The organism is Labrys sp. LIt4 (assembly GCF_017813775.1).
GTDB lineage: Bacteria > Pseudomonadota > Alphaproteobacteria > Rhizobiales > Labraceae > Labrys > Labrys okinawensis_A.
On record NZ_JAGIPY010000008.1, the window covers coordinates 168,811 to 184,552 of the forward strand.

14 protein-coding genes are annotated in these 15,742 nt (G+C 62.7%); 9 read left to right on the top strand and 5 right to left on the bottom strand.

Annotation, left to right across the window (positions count from 1 at the left end; translation table 11 throughout):
- Nucleotides 1-65 precede the first annotated feature (65 nt).
- The 4 genes from J8I29_RS16770 (at nt 66) to J8I29_RS16785 (ending at nt 4,411) form a co-directional block, all read left to right on the top strand.
- Nucleotides 66-1,571, top strand: coding sequence for a replicative DNA helicase (locus J8I29_RS16770; protein ID WP_105863111.1), 1,506 nt, complete (start codon nt 66-68; stop codon nt 1,569-1,571).
- A 72-nt stretch (nt 1,572-1,643) separates the two neighbouring features.
- Complete coding sequence (alr, locus tag J8I29_RS16775) at nt 1,644-2,750, top strand: alanine racemase (protein ID WP_209432522.1); 1,107 nt, start codon at nt 1,644-1,646, stop codon at nt 2,748-2,750.
- Between the two features lie 55 nt (nt 2,751-2,805).
- Entirely contained in the window at nt 2,806-3,192 is a 387-nt protein-coding gene (locus J8I29_RS16780; RefSeq protein ID WP_209432523.1) for a VOC family protein, read from the top strand.
- Nucleotides 3,193-3,406: 214 nt separating this feature from the next.
- On the top strand, nt 3,407-4,411 hold the full coding sequence (locus J8I29_RS16785; protein WP_209432524.1) for a sterol desaturase family protein: 1,005 nt from the start codon (nt 3,407-3,409) through the stop codon (nt 4,409-4,411).
- A gap of 24 nt (nt 4,412-4,435) precedes the next feature.
- Here the strand turns inward: J8I29_RS16785 and J8I29_RS16790 are convergent, their stop codons facing one another.
- Complete coding sequence (locus tag J8I29_RS16790; RefSeq protein WP_105863107.1) at nt 4,436-4,750, bottom strand: polyhydroxyalkanoic acid system family protein; 315 nt, start codon at nt 4,748-4,750, stop codon at nt 4,436-4,438.
- Between the two features lie 315 nt (nt 4,751-5,065).
- Here J8I29_RS16790 and radA point away from each other — a divergent pair, with 315 nt between their 5' ends.
- The 4 genes from radA (at nt 5,066) to J8I29_RS16810 (ending at nt 9,756) form a co-directional block, all read left to right on the top strand.
- Nucleotides 5,066-6,475, top strand: coding sequence for a DNA repair protein RadA (gene radA, locus J8I29_RS16795; protein ID WP_209432525.1), 1,410 nt, complete (start codon nt 5,066-5,068; stop codon nt 6,473-6,475).
- A 234-nt stretch (nt 6,476-6,709) separates the two neighbouring features.
- Nucleotides 6,710-7,348: a CvpA family protein gene (locus J8I29_RS16800; RefSeq protein WP_105863105.1), complete on the top strand. Its 639-nt coding sequence runs from the start codon at nt 6,710-6,712 to the stop codon at nt 7,346-7,348.
- Between the two features lie 142 nt (nt 7,349-7,490).
- On the top strand, nt 7,491-8,954 hold the full coding sequence (purF, locus tag J8I29_RS16805; RefSeq protein WP_105863104.1) for an amidophosphoribosyltransferase: 1,464 nt from the start codon (nt 7,491-7,493) through the stop codon (nt 8,952-8,954).
- A 61-nt stretch (nt 8,955-9,015) separates the two neighbouring features.
- A complete protein-coding gene (locus J8I29_RS16810) occupies nt 9,016-9,756 on the top strand; it encodes an SDR family NAD(P)-dependent oxidoreductase (protein ID WP_209432526.1) in 741 nt (246 codons plus the stop codon).
- 229 nt (nt 9,757-9,985) lie between these two features.
- Here the strand turns inward: J8I29_RS16810 and der are convergent, their stop codons facing one another.
- The 3 genes from der to J8I29_RS16825 all read right to left on the bottom strand — a co-directional run bounded on the left by der (nt 9,986) and on the right by J8I29_RS16825 (nt 13,179).
- The gene (gene der / locus J8I29_RS16815; protein ID WP_209432527.1) at nt 9,986-11,392 is read right to left on the bottom strand and encodes a ribosome biogenesis GTPase Der; all 1,407 of its coding nucleotides are present in this window, start codon (nt 11,390-11,392) and stop codon (nt 9,986-9,988) included.
- A 2-nt stretch (nt 11,393-11,394) separates the two neighbouring features.
- A complete protein-coding gene (locus J8I29_RS16820) occupies nt 11,395-12,054 on the bottom strand; it encodes a tetratricopeptide repeat protein (RefSeq protein WP_209432528.1) in 660 nt (219 codons plus the stop codon).
- Nucleotides 12,055-12,288: 234 nt separating this feature from the next.
- Nucleotides 12,289-13,179 carry a DUF2167 domain-containing protein gene (locus J8I29_RS16825; RefSeq protein WP_209432529.1) on the bottom strand — a complete coding sequence of 297 codons (891 nt, stop codon included), beginning with the start codon at nt 13,177-13,179 and terminating at the stop codon, nt 12,289-12,291.
- A 164-nt stretch (nt 13,180-13,343) separates the two neighbouring features.
- On the opposite strand from J8I29_RS16825, the gene J8I29_RS16830 reads away from it, so the two are divergent.
- On the top strand, nt 13,344-14,822 hold the full coding sequence (locus tag J8I29_RS16830; protein ID WP_105863100.1) for an AMP nucleosidase: 1,479 nt from the start codon (nt 13,344-13,346) through the stop codon (nt 14,820-14,822).
- An 85-nt stretch (nt 14,823-14,907) separates the two neighbouring features.
- Here the strand turns inward: J8I29_RS16830 and panB are convergent, their stop codons facing one another.
- Entirely contained in the window at nt 14,908-15,729 is an 822-nt protein-coding gene (gene panB, locus J8I29_RS16835; RefSeq protein WP_105863099.1) for a 3-methyl-2-oxobutanoate hydroxymethyltransferase, read from the bottom strand.
- Between the last annotated feature and the right edge of the window lie 13 nt (nt 15,730-15,742).

Genomic DNA, 15,742 nt, shown 5'->3' on the forward strand with positions numbered 1-15,742 from the left:
AAGGCCAAGGGGGGCGGCCGGCGTGCTAAGCTTGCCGCCCGACGAATCACGATTCCAAGAGCCTGATGTCCACACCTGTCGAAGCCACCGTACACAAGCTCGAGACCGGGCAAGCCGTGACCTACCGGCAGGCTCCCAGCAATGTCGAGGCCGAACAGGCCCTGCTCGGTGCCATTCTGGTCAATAACGAGGCGTTCTACCGGGTTTCCGACTTCCTGCTGCCCGAGCATTTCTTCGATCCCTTCCATCGCAGGATCTTCGAAATCGCCTCGAGCCTGGTGCGTGCGGGCAAGATGGCGACGCCGATCACGCTGAAGACCTTTCTCGGGCCGGACCAGGACATTGGCGGGCTCACCACTCAGCAGTATCTCATTCGCCTTGCCACCGAGGCCACCACGGTCATCAACGCGGCCGACTATGGCCAGATCATCTACGATCTCGCGCTCCGACGCTCCCTGATCCAGGTCGGGGAGGAGCTGGTCAACGTCGCTTATGACGCTCCTGTCGACATGACACCCGGGGACCAGATCGAGGAGGCGGAGCGCCGGCTGTTCGCTCTCGCCGAGACCGGGCGCAACGAAGGCGGGTTCGCGACCTTCTCGGATGCGCTGAAGGATGCCATCGACATGGCGTCCGCCGCCTATCAGCGCGACGGGCAGTTGTCAGGCTTGTCCACTGGCCTCGACGATCTTGACCGGATGATGGGCGGGCTACAGCCCTCCGATCTCATCGTGCTCGCCGGACGTCCCGGCATGGGCAAGACGTCGCTTGCCACCAATATCGCCTACAATGTCGCCAAGAACTACAAGTTCGAGATCCAGCCCGACGGTTCGCGCAAGACCATCGATGGCGGCTCGGTCGGCTTCTTCTCCCTGGAAATGTCGGCGGAACAGCTCGCCACGCGCGTCGTGGCCGAGCAGGCCAACGTGCCTTCCTACAAGATCCGGCGCGGAGACCTTTCGGAGGATGAGTTCAGCCGTCTCGTCACCGCCAGCCAGGACATGCAGACGACGCCGCTCTATATCGACGACAGCGGTGGCATCTCCATCGCCCAGCTGGTCGCACGCTCGCGCCGCCTGAAGCGCCAGCGCGGCCTCGATCTCCTGATCGTCGACTATATTCAGCTGCTCACCGGCTCGGGCAAGAAGGGCAGTGAAAACCGCGTGCAGGAAATCACCGAGATCACAACGGGTCTCAAGGCGCTGGCCAAGGAACTGAACGTGCCGCTCATCGGCCTGTCCCAGCTTTCGCGCCAGGTGGAATCGCGTGACGACAAGCGCCCACAGCTGTCGGACTTGCGTGAATCCGGCTCGATCGAACAGGACGCCGACGTGGTGATGTTCGTGTTCCGCGAGGAATATTACGTGAAGAACAAGATGCCCAAGGAAGGCACCGAGGAGTTCTTCAAGTGGCAGGCCGAGATGGAAAGTCTGGCCGGTGTCGCCGAAGTGATCATCGGCAAGCAGCGCCACGGTCCGACCGGCACCGTCAAGGTTCAGTTCGACGCCGACGTCACCCGTTTCGGCAATCTTGCCCGTACCGATCACCTGCCGATACAGACCGGCGAATAGACCGCGGGGGGCGGAGCGCAATATTTGCCGCTCCGCCTTCCGCCGGCTTCAAGTCAGCCCTATGGTCCGCGCATGAGCGATTCCCTGCCTCCCGTTTATGCCCGCCTGACCATCGACACCGATGCCCTTGCCGACAATTGGCGGCGCTGCGGACAGCAGCGGCCAAAGGCCGAATGCGCGGCCGTGGTCAAGGCCGATGGCTATGGCCTGGGCATCGATAATGTCGTACCCGCCCTCACCCAGGCGGGTTGCCGTACCTTCTTCGTGGCCCAGATCGACGAAGGCATTCGCGTCCGAAAACTCGCTCCGCATGCGGCGATCTATGTCCTGAGCGGCCTTGCGCCGGGCCATGGCGACAGGTTTGCGGCGAACGCTCTGAGGCCCGCTTTGGGCTCGCTCGAGGAATTGCGGGAATGGTCCGCCTTCGTTGCCGCCACCGGCTGGCAGGGAGGCGCCGCCTTGCACGTGGATACCGGCATGTCCCGGCTCGGGCTCCGCGTCGACGAAGCCCAGACCCTGGCCGCGGAGGGAGAGCTCTTCAGGCCTTCCCTGCTGATGAGCCATCTCGCCTGCGCCGACACGCCCGAACATCCGCTCAATGCGAGGCAGTTCGAGGCTTTTGCCGGCGTCAGATCGCTCTATCCGGATGTCCCCGCCTCGCTCTGCAATTCTTACGGTACCTTCCTGCCGGCTGATATAGGCTATGATCTGCTGCGGCCCGGCGTGGCGCTCTATGGCTCCAATCCCCAGCCCGGCCGGCCCAATCCGATGCGGCCGGTGATCACTCTTGCGGCCCAGGTCCTGCAGGTCCGCGAAGTGCTGCCGGGCGAATATGTCGGATATGGTGCGACCTGGACGAGCCGCCGGCCTGCGCGCATCGCCATGGTGGCGATCGGATATGCCGATGGCTATCTGCGCTCGGGGTCTTCCTCCGACGATTTCGACACGGCGGTGGCCTTCGTCGCGGGCAAGTACTGCCTCATCGCCGGGCGGATCTCGATGGACATGACGGCGATTGACGTGACGGATTTGCCGTCCGGCACGGTCAAACGGGGTGATTGGGTTGAATTGATCGGGCCGCATCTGCCCGTCGACGAGGTGGCCCGACGTGCCGGCACGATCGGTTATGAGATACTCACCAGCCTGGGTACGCGCTACGATCGGCACCTTGCGGTCTAGGCGATAGCGCGGCGCCAGCCCTCGATCACCACAGCCACTGCTTGGGAAGAATGCGATGATCGATCATTTTGGTTTTCCTGTTCGTGACTATCGACGTTCCCGCGCCTTCTACGATCTGGTTCTCGCTCCGCTCGGCTATTCGGTGCAAATGGAGGTCACACGAGAGATGACCGGCAGCAATGCCCATTGCGGCTATGGCGAGGACGGGCGACCCCAGTTCTGGATCGGCGATGGCGAGGCCCGGGAAGGCAGCTTTCACATTGCTTTTGTCGCGAAAAGCAGGAAAGCCGTCGAGGACTTTCATGCCGCTGCATTGGCTGCCGGTGCGCGCGACAATGGCGCGCCGGGCATTCGCGCCCATTACCATCCAAACTACTATGCAGCCTTCGTGCTCGATCCGGATGGCCATAATATCGAGGCGGTTTGCCACCTGCCCGGCTAACGGAAGCCGTCCCTCCGCATTCCCGTGACGGTCGACGCCTTCGCGCCTCGGTTTCACGCCGGTGGCCAGGCCAGCGAACATATTTTCTACATGATTGTTCCCAAGGATCTGGACTTTCCTGGCGGTGTTGACTTTCATCGCCTTCTTTGACAATCGAGATTTTGCGATATGTTGCTCTTAATCTTTCATTTGAGAGCTTACGGAAAGTAATCTCATGCTGTCGATTTCGGGTATAGTCGCTATTATCACAGATTTTGTGATGACGCACATCAATATATTATTGATGATGGCGACATTCGTTTCCGGCGGGGTGTTTGCTTTCCTGTTCCTATTGGCGGATACGATTTCCAGCCGAAATGTTCGCGGATTTCTTCGTTTTTTTATGCCTGTTTCGGGGTGGTTCAGTCACTCGACGAAAATCGATGTTGTCTTATACTTTATCATCAAATTTTCGTTTCGATGGGTGGCGCTTTTCGCCGCGATTCTGACGACGTTCCTGGCGGAGAAAGCTGGGGCGACGCTCGGTGCTTGGCTGCAGTTCGATCAAAAAATCCAGGCTGGGCCGATTACGGTTGTAATATTATGCATCATCATGTTCATGTTTTCCGATCTTGGAGAGTTCATAAGTCATTATATCCAGCATAAGAATCGTTACCTTTGGGAATTCCATAAGGTTCACCATTCGGCAACTTTTTTGTCTCCTTTCACCGCCTTCCGCGTGCATCCGGTGGGGGTGCTTCTCGATGCTTTGTGCATCGGCGTGTGCCGCGTCGTACCGGTTACGTTGATCGTATTCTTCTATGGTTTCTCCATCGTCGAGCTACTGGCGATGCAGGCGAGCACATCGTTGATCTTCTCACTGCTGACATTGGGCACGCTCCAGCACACGCATTTCCCCATCAGCTTCGGGATCCTGGACCGCATCTTCATCAGTCCCCGCATGCATCAGGTCCACCACAGCGTGGCACGCAAGCACTGGGACAAGAACATGGGTTCGAGATTGTCGATCTGGGACTGGATCGCCGGCACGGCCTATCTGGCAACACGGGATGAGGTGCAGAAATACGGTATCGGCGGGATCGAGGACGAGCGTGGCGACTATCAGAGAATCTGGTGGTGCTTTCTTGGCCCGATCGTGAAGTGCACAGCCGCCATCCGGCGTGCCGCCGCGCGCACCAAGCGCATGATGCTGCATCCGGAGAGAGCCGGCGGCGAGTGATGGCGGCGGGAATACGTTCGGGCTTTAGCTCTTGTGCTCCAGCAACACCTGGCCGCGCTGCTGTATCAGCGTGGTCACCTTGTTTGCCAGCATGGTCAGGAAGACCGGCAACAGGACGCTCACCGTCACCGTGTCGTCACCGATATCGACGCTGCCGGAAATGGTCTGCTTGAACACGCTCAGGCGGCACTCGAACCTGTCGCCGTTCCATTTTTCTTCGAGCGAGGTGAATTGCCCGGCATAGCTGTCGCGCAATTGCGCAATGCCGTCCTCGACCCGTTTGCGGGCGGCTGCACGGCCGAGGCTGTGAGGGATGGTGACGGTCAGCGGGCGTGACATGGACTGTTCCGGGATGACGTGTTTGGAACCATATAGGTTGTGGTTCGGCTTACCTGCAAGGGGCAGTCGTTCCCGGCCTATGGGGTGACCTAGCGGGTTCGGCCGGCATTGAGTCGCCTTCAATCTTGTGGCCCGCTTCAAGATCCTGTAGCGGCAGCCCCGGTTTGGCCTGTCCGACTTGATCAGACTCGACCTCTCCCGCTGGAGCAAGTGGGATTTCTCCGAATCGCACTTTGTCTCTAACTTTTTGTTTTGACGCGTTTTCTTGATCGAAAAGCCTATCACCTTTTCTGGAAAACGCTCTAGAAGGGCGTCATGGCCAAACGAAGCCCCTCCTATGTCTGCCAGAATTGCGGTGCCGCCTATAATCGCTGGCAGGGCAAATGCGATGCGTGCGGCGAGTGGAACTCGATCGCCGAGGAAACCAGCGCCGTCGCCGCCGTTCCCGCCTCGCAGCGTCCAAGGGGACGAGGGCGCGTCTTTGCACTCGAAAGCCTGACGGGATCGACCGACGAAGCGCCGCGTCTCGTCTCGGGGATCGGTGAACTCGACCGGGTCACCGGCGGAGGCTTCGTACGGGGCTCCGTCCTTCTGCTGGGCGGCGACCCCGGCATCGGCAAATCCACCCTTCTGATCCAGGCCTGCGCCGCGCTCGCCAACCGCAACGCCAGGGTCATCTATATTTCAGGCGAAGAAGCGGCGGCGCAGGTGCGCCTGCGGGCCGAGCGGCTGGGGCTGGCGAGCGCGCCGGTGGAACTGGCTTCCGAAACCTCGGTCGAGGATATCCTGGCGACCTTCGAACACGGTCCGCCGCCGCGTCTGGTGGTCATCGATTCAATCCAGACCATGTGGACAGACACGGTCGAATCGGCGCCCGGCACCGTCACGCAGGTGCGCGGCTCGGCGCAGGCCCTGATCCGTTACGCCAAACGTTCCGGCAGCACCGTCATCCTCGTCGGCCATGTCACCAAGGACGGGCAGATCGCCGGCCCGCGCGTCGTCGAGCATATGGTCGATGCCGTGCTGTCGTTCGAGGGGGATGGCGGGCGTGATTTCCGCATCCTGCGCGGCGTGAAGAACCGCTTCGGCCCGACAGACGAGATCGGCGTGTTCGAAATGACCGGGCTCGGCCTGCGCGAAGTGACCAACCCCTCCGCCCTGTTCCTGTCGGAGCGCGATCTCGGGTCGCCGGGCACGGCCGTGTTCGGCGGCATGGAGGGTACGAGGCCGCTCCTGGTCGAGATGCAGGCCCTGGTGGCGCCGACGAGCCTCGGCACGCCACGGCGGGCGGTGGTGGGGTGGGACTCCAGCCGCCTGTCCATGGTGCTTGCCGTGCTCGAGGCCCATTGCGGCGTCAAGCTGGGCGGGCATGATGTCTATCTCAACGTGGCCGGCGGCCTGCGCATCCAGGAACCGGCGGCCGATCTTGCCGTGGCGGCGGCCCTGATCTCCTCTCTCACCGGCGCGCCCCTGCCTGCGGATGCCGTGTATTTCGGCGAAATTTCGCTGTCGGGATCGGTTCGGCCGGTGGCTCATATGGGGCCGCGCCTGAAGGAAGCGGCCAAGCTCGGTTTCCATCGCGCCGTCTGTCCCGTGCCCGGCAATGAGTCGGGTTCGGATAGCGGCATGCGGGTGAACGGCGTTGCCTCACTTGCGACACTTGTTGCGGATATTGCCGCCTCTGGAGAGAGCCAAAGGCGGAAATCCACCAAAGTTTCGCCATGAAGCGGGCATTTCCGCCGATTGCGCTGCAGCAAATGGGTGACGCCGTATCGAACCCTCGTTATAGAAAGGCGCGCGGCTCTGCCTGTCGCGCCGCCTACGCGGGTTCCTCTTGATCGCGCCCGCAGCGCGATCAAGAGGAACCTGTGAGATGTCAGGTATTTGCAGTATTTCCCGGCAAGGCCCACGCATCGGCCTTGCCGGGAAATACTGCTCGCAAATCAGGATAGACCGCCAATGCCCGTAACGCTGCTGGATCTGATCGTCATCGGCGTCATGCTGATTTCGGCCCTTCTCGCAATGGTGCGTGGCTTTACCCGCGAAGTTCTGGCCATCGCGGCCTGGGCTGCCGCTGCCGTGGCGACCTTGTTGCTGTTCTCCCGGGTGCTGCCGCTGGTCACGCCTTATATCAAGAACGATACGCTGGCGCGGATCACCACGGGCGCCGGCATCTTCCTGCTCGTTCTCCTGATCGCCTCCTTCATCACGATCCGCATCTCCGACATGATCCTGGACAGCCGCATCGGGGCCATCGATCGGACGTTCGGTTTTCTGTTCGGTGCGGCCCGCGGCCTGCTGCTCGCCATCGTTGCCTTCATCTTCTTCAGCTATCTGGTGCCGCCCAAGTCCGAGCCTGCCTGGGTGCAGGATGCCAAATCACGTCAGCTCCTGGTGTCCGGTCGTGACTGGATCCTCACCCTGCTGCCCAGCGATCCCGAGAACGTGATCCTCAAGCAGCTGCGGGCCAATGAGGTCATCGGACCTGGCGCGGACACCAACACCAATACGCAGGAGCCCGATCCGGATGCTGCCGGCGCGCCCACCGCCCCGCAGACCCAGCCGGCAACCCCGGCTCCGGCGGCGCCCGCGCAATGAGGCGATTGCATTGCCACAGTAAACTTCCACGCAGGCATGCTGGAAAAGTCGATCAGTGGTATTATCTCAGTGTCGAACGGAGCGGCGAAACCTGGTTTCGGGCCGCTCACCCCTTTTTGGAGAAGAAATCCAAGTGAGCGCCATGGCCCGTGACAACGACGATCTGGATCTCGACGCCGACCGCCTGCGTGAGGAATGCGGTGTGTTCGGCATCTTCGGACACAGCGAGGCCGCGGCCATCACCACTCTTGGTCTCCATGCCTTGCAGCATCGCGGGCAGGAAGCCTGCGGCATCGTCACCTTCGATGGCGCTCGCTACAATTCGGAACGGCGGCTCGGGCTGGTCGGCGACACCTTCTCCAGGCGCGAGGTCATCGAGCGCTTGCCCGGCTCCCAGGCCATCGGCCACACCCGCTATTCGACCACGGGCGGCACCATCCTGCGCAATGTGCAGCCCCTGTTCGCGGAACTCGAGGGCGGCGGCTTCGCCGTCGCCCATAACGGCAATCTCACCAATGGACTGACGCTGCGGCGTGAATTGATCGCTCGCGGCTCGATCTTCCAGGCTACCTCGGACAGCGAGGTGATCCTGCATCTGGTCGCGCGCTCGACGCGGGAAAAGTTCATCGATCGCTTCATCGACGCCCTGTTCCAGATCGAGGGGGCCTATGCCTTTGTCGGACTGACCAACCACATGCTGGTCGGTGCTCGCGATCCGCTCGGGATTCGCCCCCTGGTGCTGGGCGAACTCGATGGCTGCTACATTCTTGCTTCGGAGACCTGCGCCCTCGACATCATCGGGGCCCGCTTCGTACGCGACATCGAGAATGGCGAGGTCGTCGTCATCACCAAGGACGGCGTAGAATCGTTGAAGCCCTTCCCGCGGGTGCCGCCCCGCCCCTGCATCTTCGAATATATCTATTTCGCCCGCCCGGATTCGATCGTTCACGGCCGCAGTGTCTATGCCGTGCGCAAGAGCTTTGGCGCGCAGCTTGCCGCCGAAGCCGGCATCGAGGCCGACGTGGTGGTGCCGGTGCCGGATTCCGGCGTCCCCGCGGCAATCGGCTATGCCCAGGCCGCCGGCCTGCCTTATGAGCTCGGCATCATCCGCAACCATTATGTCGGACGCACCTTCATCCAGCCGACCCAGGCCATCCGCGAAATGGGCGTGCGCATGAAGCACAGCGCCAATCGTTCGGTCATCGAAGGCAAGCGGGTCGTGCTGATCGACGATTCCATCGTGCGCGGCACCACCTCGGTGAAGATCGTGCGCATGATGCGCGATGCCGGAGCCAAGGAAGTGCATTTCCGCATTTCCAGCCCGCCGATCACCCACCCCGACTATTACGGCATCGACACGCCCGACAGGGAAAACCTGCTGGCGGCGCGGATGGACCTCGAAGCGATGCGTGCCTATATGGGTGCGGACTCACTGGCCTTCCTGTCGGTCGACGGCGTCTACAAGGCATGCGGCTACGACCAGCGCGACCCCGTGCGCCCGCAGTTCACCGATCATTGCTTCACCGGCGACTATCCGACCTTCCTGACCGACGTGGTCGGCGAAGGCGCCAAGCAGCAGTTCTCCCTGCTCGCCGAAGCGAGCTGACGCGTCCCCACCCCGGTCCGGGGTGGGACACAGCAGCCTTTTCTATCCTGTGAGTTTTCCGATGTCCGATCTTCTCAAAGGCCGCCTGGCGCTCGTCACCGGCGCATCGCGCGGCATCGGCCGTGCCACGGCCGTGGCCCTGGCCGAGGCGGGGGCGCATGTCATCGCCGTGGCGCGTACCGTCGGCGCGCTCGAGGATCTCGACGATGAAATCCGCGAGAAGGGCGGCGCGGCGACCCTGGTTCCTCTCGACATCAAGGACGGTGACGGAATCGATCGGCTCGGCTACACGCTGTTCGAGCGCTATGGCAAGCTCGATATCCTGATCGGTAATGCCGGTGCCCTCGGCGCGATCTCTCCCCTCGGCCACATCGAGCCCAAGGATTGGGACAATGTATTTGCGGTGAACGTCACCGCCAATTGGCGCCTGATCCGCTCCTTCGATCCCCTCTTGCGCAAATCCGATGCTGGACGCGCGATCTTCATCACCTCGGGCGCGGCCTGGAAAGCGACGGCCTATTGGGGGCTCTATGCGGCCACCAAGGCGGCCCTCAACTCGATGGTGGCGACCTATGCGGCCGAGACGGTGAATTCACCCATCCGGGCCAACCTCTTCTCGCCCGGCCCCGTCCGTACCCATATGCGCGCGGCGGCAATGCCAGGTGAAGATGCCGATACCCTGCCGCATCCCTCCAGCATCGCGCCCTCGATCCTGAAGCTCGCAAGCCCGGATCTGACGGAAACCGGACAGGTCTACGAGATGCGGCAGGCGCGCTTCCTCAGCTTCCGGGCGCCGGAATAACACCAACGATCGCGATATTTGATGCATACGTCATTGCGAGCGCAGCGAAGCAATCCAGGACCCATGGCGGCCGCGTTTTCGGACCCTGGATTGCTTCGCTGCGCTCGCAATGACGGTGCTTGATCGGTCAAGCTTCGAGATGGTCGATCCGGAGATCGGCACTCCGCGTTTAATGTGACCTCTCCCGCAAGGTTGACGTCCGCCAGCGAGCGCGCCCGTCCCTGGAAACTTACTTTTTCCGGTCGAAGGGGTTTTTCGGCGACCGCAGGCTGAGCCGGATCGGCACGCCGGGCATGTCGAAGGTCTCGCGCAGGCCGTTGACCAGATAGCGCTGGAAGCTGTCGGGCAGAGCGTCGAGCTGGTTGCCGAAAATGGCGAAGTGCGGCGGGCGGGTCTTCACCTGCGTCATGTAGCGGATCTTGATGCGGCGCCCCGACACGGCCGGCGGCGGATGATGTTCCAGCACGCCCCCGAGCCAGCGGTTGAGGCGAGCGGTCGGCACGCGCCGGTTCCAGGTGGTGAAGGCGCGGAAGGCGGCTTCCATCAGGCGGTCCAGGCCCTGCTCCGACAGGCCGGACAAGGTCACCACGGGCGCACCGCGCAATTGCGGCAGCAGGCGCTCGAACATCTCGCGGGCGCTGGCCAGCGCCTTGTGGCGATCCTCGACCAGATCCCATTTGTTGAGACCGATCACGACCGCCCTGCCCTCGCGTTCCACCAGATCGGCGATCTGCAGATCCTGCTTTTCGAAGGGCGTGGCGCTGTCGAGCAGCAAGACCACGACCTCGGCGAAACGCACGGCGCGCAGGCCATCCGAAACGGAGAGCTTTTCGAGCTTGTCCTCGATGCGCGCCTTCTTGCGCATCCCGGCGGTATCGAAGAGCTTGATGCGCTTGTCGCGCCAGGTCCAGTCCACCGAAATGGTGTCGCGGGTGATGCCGGCCTCCGGCCCTGTCAGCATGCGGTCTTGGCCGATCAGGGCGTTGACCAGGGTAGACTTGCCGGCATTCGGCCGGCCGATGATGGCGATGCGCAGCGGGCGGATCACGCCCGCGCCGAGATCGATCGCCTCTTCCTCGCCTTCCTCGCCGCTGACGACCGCGTCGGTTTCCGCGACTTCTTCCTCCGGCTCGTAACCGGTGGCCGGCGCGATGGCGACGATCGCTTCGGCAAGATCCGCCATACCCTCGCCATGCTCGGCCGAGATCGGTACGGGATCGCCGAGCCCAAGTGCATAGGCTTCGTAGGCGCCCTGGAAGCCGGTGCGGCTCTCGGTCTTGTTGGCGACCGCGATGACGGGCTTGCCCGAGCGCCGTGCGACTTCCGCGAAATGTTCGTCGGCCGGCGTCACGCCGGCACGGGCATCGAACATGAACAGGATCAGGTCGCATTCGGCGATGGCCGCTTCCGTCTGGGCGCGCATGCGCCCGGCGAGCGAAGCGTCGTCGGCAACCTCGAGGCCGGCCGTGTCGATCACCTTGAAGTGGAGGCTGCCGAGCTTGGCATCACCCTCGCGCCGATCGCGCGTCACGCCCGGGCGGTCGTCGACGATGGCAAGCTTGCGGCCGACCAGACGATTGAACAAGGTCGACTTGCCGACATTGGGCCGGCCGACGATGGCGATGGAAACAGCCATGATCAGGCCTTGGCGGGCTGGTCGGAGGCGATGAGCTGCAGCATCAGTTCGGCCCGCTGACGCAGCGCCGGCGGCACATCCTTGTCGGTGATCACGGCCTGATACCATTTGGAGGCATTGGCGAGATCCTTGGCTTTCCAGGCCGAAAGGCCGAGCACTTCCCGCGCCGAATGACGCCAGGGCTCGCCCGCCGCAGTCAGCGGCTCGATCTTGCCGGCGAGATCCGCATAGGAGGCGGTGTCGACCATGAGATAGCCGCCGCGTACCTTGGCGAGGCTCTGCAGCACCGGACCGAGCGAAGAATCGGCGGCCAGAGCCTCATAGGCCTTGATGCCGTCCTCGATCTTGTCGTTGGCGGTCTCAGCCGCGAGGCGGAAACGGGCAAGGGTCTGATAGCCGGCGGTGCCGTCCTTCATCAGCGTGCTGAGCGCGGCCGCGGCTTCCTTGGTCTTGCCGCTTTGGGCCAGGGCAATCGCTTGCTGGAAACGCGCGCCGGTCGCTTCGGCCTGCTGCTTCAGGTAGTGCTGATAGGCGACATAGCCGGACACGCCGATGACCACGGCGAGAGCGCCGCCGAGAACGTAGTTGCCGTATTTCGCCCAGAGTTTCTGCGCCTTTTCGCGGCGCATGTCCTCACTGACTTCCTGGAAGATATCGGTCATAGACCCGGCTCGTATCCTCTAGAGCAAAGCGCGCTGTAGCAAGAACGCTCCTTGCCCTGTTTCTTTGGTTGGACGCGTCCTTGCGATTCCGGGTGATTCTGCCCGATCGCAAAACGCTTTGGTTCGCGCTGGCGCGAGATGTGATTTCGGCGTAGAGGAGCGGCCCCTTGCCGTCAAGCAAACAGCGCTCTTGGCCGCCCAAACCGAGATTAAATCTCGGTGTTCCAGCGGTTTTCATCGCCGCAGAGCTCGCAACGCGCTGCCGGCGATGATGGCCAGTACCAGGAGCACGGCCAATAGCCACAGCCAGTTCGCCTTGAGATAGGCCAGCACCGTGGCGCGAAGGTCGGGCGAGGTGGGGGTTATCAGGCTCGTGACGGGACGCACTTCGGCCTGTCCGTTCACCGCATCCTGGTAGCGATGGCCGGCGGTGAACTGCAGGCCCGCGACGAGGGATTGCGCGATCGGCACGTGGGAGGCCACCTCGGCGGCCGGTGAGACCAGAGTCAGCTCGAAATAGCCCTCATTGCCGAGCACATAGCCGTGGATATTGCCCGTGCCTTCATCGGCTTCCCCGCCCTTTTCGGGGGTATTCGCGCCCCAGATCAGCGCATGCTGCCCTTCGTCATAACGTGGCCTGACCAGCCAGTCGCGAACCTCAAGTTGGGGCTCGCCGCGCTTTTCACGGGCGGGATTGCCTTCTTCCGTGGCCGCCTTGAGGCGTGCCAGCAGATCCTCGGCGTTCCAATTGCGGGCCTCGTCATCCTCGAAGCGCACGCCGGAGCGATAATCGATGAAGACGACCCAATTCTGTTCGCTCGTGGGCACCAGCATGCCGACGAGGTTGGGATCGCCGGGATAGCCGGAGGCGGAGGCCCAGACGCCTGCTTCCGGCTGGCGCACGAAACCGGCGCCCTGCGGAACCTTCAGGGTCGCTCGATCGCCCAGGGCCGTCACGGCGGGGCCTGGCTGCAGCACCTTCTGCATCGCCTCGACAGCCTGCTGGAGGACCTGCGCCTTACGCGCGCCCTCATCCTCCTGTGCCGATGCGGGGCCGGGCAGCAGCAGGAAAGCCACCGTAGCGATGGCAAGCAGATGCCTGGCGAACACATAGCTGGCGAACATGGGCGGTCTCCGATCGATGATCATGCCCTATAGCGCCAAATCCTTTGCAGTCCATGTCGCCGTTGGAAATTTCATCGGTGACGCGATGTCATGTCGTTGCGATGTCACTTGGGCTGAACTAGAAGGTTGAAAAGGGAGAGCCGCATCGCGGCTTCGAAATTGGAATGACCACTAAGCCCCGCCGCTTCGACAATGCGAGAGCGGCCGTAGCGGCGATCACGCAGCTTTATGACGCGAACACCGCCCGCCTGCGGGAAGCCTTCACGGCTTTCACCCGTGGCAAGGACTTCGACCATCGCGTTCGCGCCTATTATCCTTATGTCAGTGTCAATACCGAGAGCCTGCCCACGCTCGATGCGCGCACCCCGTTCGGATTCGTGGCCGATACCGGTACCTATGCAACGACGCTGACACGGCCGGACATCTTCAGCCGCTATCTGGAAGAACAGATTGCGCTGCTGCTGCGCAATACGGGTGTCGACGTCGAGGTGGGTGAGAGCTCGACGCCGATCCCGATCCATTTCGCCCTCGGCGAGGATTATCATGCCGAAAGCGGCCTCGACTACGGGCGCCTTGCCCTGCTGCCGCAGATCTTCGACGTGCCCGATCTCACCATCATGGACGACCGCATCGCCAACGGCATCGATGTGCGCGCGGCGGACGGGGCCAAGCCTCTGGCGCTGTTCACCGCGCCGCGTATCGACCTCTCGCTGATGCGCCTGAAGCACTATACGGGCACCTCGGCGCGGCATTTCCAGAATTTCGTGATCTTCACCAACTACCAGTTCTACATCGACGAATTCGTGCGGCTGGCACAGGCCATTCTGGCCAAGGGCGAAGGCGGTTCGCTGGGCTCCGGCTATACAGCCTTCGTCGAGCCGGGCAATGTCGTCACCGAACTGGGAGAAGAGACCCAGCAACTCGACGTGACGGGCCATCATCCTCCGCGCCTGCCCCAGATGCCGGCCTATCATCTCAAGCGTGCGGATGATTCCGGTATCACCATGATCAATATCGGCGTCGGCCCGTCCAACGCCAAGAACATCTCCGACCATGTCGCTGTGCTCAGGCCGCATGCCTGGCTGATGCTGGGTCATTGCGCGGGGCTGCGCAATTCGCAGATGCTGGGGGACTATGTGCTCGCCCACGCCTATCTGCGCCAGGACCAGGTGCTGGACGCGGATCTGCCGCGCGAAGTGCCCGTGCCGGCCCTTGCCGAGATCCAGATCGCGATCGAACGCGCCGTCGGGCGGGTCACGGGTTTGACCGGCTATGACCTCAAGCGGGTGATGCGGACCGGCACCGTCGCCACCGTCGACGACCGCAACTGGGAACTGCGTCCCTCGACGGTGCAGAATCTGCCCTTCATCCAGAGCCGCGCGATCGCCCTCGACATGGAATCGAGCACCGTCGCGGCCAATGGTTTCCGCTTCCGCGTCCCCTATGGCACGCTTCTATGCGTTTCCGACAAGCCGCTTCATGGCCAGCTGAAACTGCCGGGCATGGCGGATTCCTTCTATCGTGAACGGGTCTCCCAGCATCTGGCCGTCGGACTGGAAACCATGGCGCTGCTGCGCGAGACGGACAAGCGCCAACTGCATTCACGCAAGCTGCGGAGCTTCAACGAAGTGGCCTTCCAGTAAGGCTCGGTCGCGGCACGGGGGCGTGGTGATATTGTGATGGGCAGCGCTCCCGGAAAACAATCCTGCGCTTGCCCGGAGCTTCACCCTATTTCTTCTTCATGCCATAGGTGTGTTCGGCGGCCGGGAAGCTGCGGTCACGCACCGCATCGGCATAGCCCTGGACGGCTTCGCGGATCTGGTCGCCGAGCGAACCGAAGCGCTTGACGAATTTCGGCACCCGGTCGGACAGGCCCAGCATGTCCTCCAGCACCAAGACCTGTCCGTCGCAGGCCGGCGAGGCCCCGATGCCGATGGTCGGGATCGGGATGCTGGCCGAAATCTTGGCGGCGAGAGGCTCGGCGATCGCTTCGAGCACCACGGCGAAGGCGCCGGCTTCGGCAACCAGTTTGGCATCGCGCTCAATCGGAGCCCAATCGGTCTCCTCGCGCCCCTGGGCCTTGAAGGAACCGAGCGCCATAATCGATTGTGGCGTCAGACCGACATGGGCCATCACGGGCACGCCGCGCTCGGTGAGAAAGCGGATGGTCTCGGCCATGCGTTCGCCGCCTTCGAGCTTGATGGCACCGCAGCGGGTTTCCTTCAGGATGCGCGCCGCGTTACGGAAGGCCTGCTGCGGCGATTCCTCATAGGAGCCGAACGGCATGTCGACCACCACCAGGGCATGCGAGGAGCCACGCATCACCGCCCTGCCTTGCAGGATCATCATCTCCAGCGTCACCGGCAGAGTGGTTTCCATGCCGTGCATGACCATGCCCAGACTGTCGCCGACCAGGATGCAGTCGACGAAGGGATCGATGATGCGCGTGGTATGGGTGTGATAGGAGGTGAGGACCACGATCGGTTCTCCTCCCTTGCGCAGGCGAATCTGAGGGGCGGTGACTCGTTGGGACTGATTTTGAACGGACACGAAATTCCTCCTG